The 3,520-nt window shown below is 64.4% G+C and carries 4 protein-coding genes; all 4 read left to right on the forward strand.

Going from position 1 to position 3,520, the window contains the following annotated elements:
• Positions 1–156 precede the first annotated feature (156 nt).
• A complete protein-coding gene (locus EOA22_RS27905) occupies positions 157–852 on the forward strand; it encodes a 4Fe-4S dicluster domain-containing protein (protein WP_127390373.1) in 696 nt (231 codons plus the stop codon).
• Positions 853–954: 102 nt separating this feature from the next.
• Positions 955–1,632, forward strand: a complete 678-nt coding sequence (locus tag EOA22_RS27910) for a FadR/GntR family transcriptional regulator (RefSeq protein ID WP_063168202.1) — start codon at positions 955–957, stop codon at positions 1,630–1,632.
• Entirely contained in the window at positions 1,629–2,927 is a 1,299-nt protein-coding gene (locus EOA22_RS27915) for an MFS transporter (RefSeq protein ID WP_127390374.1), read from the forward strand. Before EOA22_RS27910 ends, EOA22_RS27915 begins: the two co-directional genes overlap by 4 nt.
• A gap of 110 nt (positions 2,928–3,037) precedes the next feature.
• Positions 3,038–3,520, forward strand: a 483-nt coding sequence (locus tag EOA22_RS27920; protein WP_127390375.1) for an alpha/beta fold hydrolase, incomplete at its 3' end; no start/stop codon positions are given.

Here is a 3,520-nt window from a genome sequence, read left to right on the forward strand (position 1 = left end):
CATCGACGAAGCGTTGAAGGACTTCATCGCCAAGAAGAAGGGGTCGATGCCCGACGCCTTCACTTGAAAGGAGCCCGAGTCAGGCGGGGCTAAAGTCGCCAACATCATCCACAAGGAAGTCTGGCGGAGCGCGTTCTCCGATCCGGACAAGAAGGGATGATTACGCCCGCCGGCAGCGTTGACCGCATTGCTGCGGCGCTTCTCGCCAACGGCCTTGTTCTTCGCGGCGGCTTCAATTTTACGCCAAGCGATGCGCCGCCAACGGGATCATCGGGTGCGCCGGCAGCGGCCGTCCTGCTGGTGGGGCAGGCGGGCGCGGCACCCTTGCCGCATTTCCTGCGTTGGTGGGAGCAACAGCCACAGGCAATCGCCAATCCGCTCGACACATGGTCGCGCGAAGTGATCGGCGCCGTGGCGCAGGATTTTGGCGCACGGGCGATTTCTCCGTCGGACAAGCCCTATCTGCCGTTCCAGCAATGGGCGATGCGGGCGGAGGGGCTGAAACCGTCGCCGCTCGGCATCCTCATGCATCCGCGCTACGGGCTATGGCATGCCTACCGCGGTGTGCTGCTGTTTGACGACGAAATTCCAGTTCAAGTTGCCGAGGCAGCGCCCCACCTTTGCGATAGCTGCGCCGAGAAACCCTGCCTGAAATCCTGCCCGGTCGACGCCTATTCCGTGCAAGGATTCGCTTATCAATCCTGCCTGGCGCATGTGGGGGGAGCGAATGGCGAACCCTGCCGCAGCGGCGGTTGCCTCGATCGCAATGCGTGCCCCTATGGCACGGGGTATCGCTATCCGCCGGAGGTCCAGGCCTTTCACATGGCGAGCTTCGCACGGGCCACCAGCTGATCCGTTCCCATTGCATGGTGCTCGTTGGCTTCGATGAGCATCTTGACGGCAGCTAGAAGCAGGCCTATTCATCAAGTCATCTGATGACTTATGAATAGGCCTATGCAACCCGCCACCAGAACCAATCTCACCGACAGCGCCACCAGCAGCCTGCGTGCGGAGATCGTCAGCGGCCGCTGGGGCGTCGGCGAGCGCATTCCCAATGAGGCAGCCCTGACCGACCTTCTGTCGGTCAGCCGCGGCACGGTGCGCGAGGCGGTGCGGGTGCTGGTCTCGCAAGGATTGCTGGATACGCGCCAGGGCTCGGGCACATATGTGCGCTCTACCGTCGATGCCTCTGCCGCGCTCGACCGGGTCAAGCGCACCGGCCTGCGCGATCAGTGGGAGGCGCGGGCGGCGCTCGACCTGGAGGCGGCACGGCTCGCCGCCATGCGCCACACGCCAGCCGATCTTGAGACGATGCGGCAACTGCTTGCCGAACGCGGCACCGTCGCGGACGGCGGAAGCGATGCCTTCATCCGGCGCGATCTCGCTTTCCACAAATCGGTTGTCGCGGCGTCCGGCAACAAAGCGATGATGGAGCTCTACGACTTCTTCACCGCCGCCATCACCGAGACCATCCATGCCACCATCGACGGCGATCTGCCCGAACCGGACCACCAGGCGCATGCGGCTATCGTCGACGCCATTGCCGCGAGCAATCCCGAGCGCGCCGTTGCCGCCGTTCGCGCCTTCATGGCGCCGGTGCTTGCCCAACTTGAAAGACTGCTTTCGCAATGAACCAGAGTTTTCGTCAGCCTGACCCGACGGCGCAATCCGCCGCCATCGAGGGTCTGGAACTCATCGATGCCGAGGCCGACAGCCTGCCCGCGCCGCAGCCGCCTGAACTGCGCAGCCGTGCGGCGCGCATCGTGCTTGGCGCGAGCCTTGTGCTGATCGCCTTCAGCCTGCGGCCGCTGTTTTCCAGCCTGTCGGTACTGCTGCCCGAGGTGATGCAGGCAACCGGACTGTCGACGACGGGCGCCAGCCTGCTGACGACGCTGCCCGTTCTGTGCCTGGGTCTGTTCGCGCCCTTCGCGCCAAGACTTGCCCAGCGCTATGGAGCCGAGCGCACTTTGCTCGGGGCGCTCACCTTGCTGGTGCTGGGAACCGGCCTGCGCTGGTTCGGTACGGTTCCCCTGCTGTTTGTCGCCACCTTCCTTGCCGCCGGCGCCATTGCCATCGGCAATGTGCTGCTGCCGGGCCTGGTGAAGCGAGATTTCGCCGACAAGGCCGCCGTCATGACCGGGCTCTACACCATGGCGCTCTGTGCCGGCTCGGCGGCCGCCGCCGGCTTCACACTGCCGATCGAGCATTTTGTCACCGGTTCGTGGTCCGGGGCACTTGCTGCCTGGGCGGTGCCTACACTGGTCGTGCTTTTGATCTGGATTCCGCAGGCGCTGGGCAGCCGTCGGCAGGTCAGTCATCGGGGCTTTCGCGTCGTTGGTCTCTGGCGCGATCGCCTGGCCTGGCAGGTGACGCTGTTCATGGGCCTGCAGTCGGCACTTGCCTATTGCATCTTCGGTTGGCTGGCGCCGATCTTGCGCGAGCGTGGCTTCGATGCGGCCACCGCCGGCGCCATGGTTTCGGTGTCTGTCATGGCGCAAGTCATCACCTGCCTCGCCGTGCCATCCTTCGCGATGCGGCTGAAAGACCAGCGCGGCATCAATGTGGCGCTCGTTGCCACGGCGGTGATCGCGCTGCTCGGCATTCTGTTCGCACCGACCTCGACCGTGCTGTTCTGGGCGATCCTGCAAGGCATCGGGCAGGGCGGCCTGATCGCGGCTGCCATGAGCCTGATCGTGCTGCGTTCGCCGGATTCGCATGTCGCCGCGCATCTTTCAGGCATGGCGCAAGGCGTCGGCTATGTGTTGGCGGCATTCGGCCCGCTGCTGGTGGGCCTGATCCGCGACTGGACCGGCAGTTTTTCGGGAACGGCGTTCCTGTTCGTCGCGCTCGGGCTTGGCGTAGCCATTATGGGGCTCGGTGCCGGCCGCGCGCTGCATGTCGGTGCGCGGACGGTGCGAGAAGGCTAGCAATAGCGTCACGCAATCCCGCACGAAATTTTGACTGCCATGCTCAGGGAGCGCCTTGCCGTATAGGCTTGCGCGGATATGTATCGCGCATCTGTCGAACGGAGCGAGCGATGACGAAACACGACCTTCAGATCAAGACCAGGGATGGTGTTGCCAATGCCGGGCTTTTCCGCTCGGCAAACGCATCTCCTGCCAAGGCCGGCGTCATTCTCTATCAGGACGCCTTTGGTCCGCGGCCGGCGCTCGACAGTATGGCCGAGCGACTGGCGAATGAAGGCTATGCGGTGCTGGTGCCCGACCTGTTCTACCGCAATGCACCCTACGGGCCGTTCGACGCCAAGACCGCCTTCGCCGAGGAAAAGACCAAAATCCCGCTGATGGCGCTGGTCACCGGCACGACGCAGGACATGACCATCAGCGACAGCGGTGCGTTCCTCGATGCGCTTGCGGCAGAAGGCATTACCGGGCCGATCGGCACCATCGGCTATTGCATGGGCGGCGGTCGATCATTGAATGCGGCTGCAACCTATCCCGAACGGATAAAAGCGGCCGCAAGCTTCCATGGCGGCAATCTCGCCAGCGACGCCGCCGAC

Origin of the sequence: Mesorhizobium sp. M7A.F.Ca.US.014.04.1.1 (genome assembly GCF_003998745.1) — a bacterium.
GTDB classification, from domain to species: domain Bacteria; phylum Pseudomonadota; class Alphaproteobacteria; order Rhizobiales; family Rhizobiaceae; genus Mesorhizobium; species Mesorhizobium ciceri.

Excerpts from the sequence above, each read along its gene's own strand:
- EOA22_RS27910 (WP_063168202.1), top strand. The coding sequence starts at position 955 with ATGCAACCCGCCACCAGAACCAATCTCACCGACAGCGCCACCAGCAGC.
- EOA22_RS27915 (WP_127390374.1), top strand. The coding sequence starts at position 1,629 with ATGAACCAGAGTTTTCGTCAGCCTGACCCGACGGCGCAATCCGCCGCC.
- EOA22_RS27905 (WP_127390373.1), top strand. The coding sequence starts at position 157 with ATGATTACGCCCGCCGGCAGCGTTGACCGCATTGCTGCGGCGCTTCTC.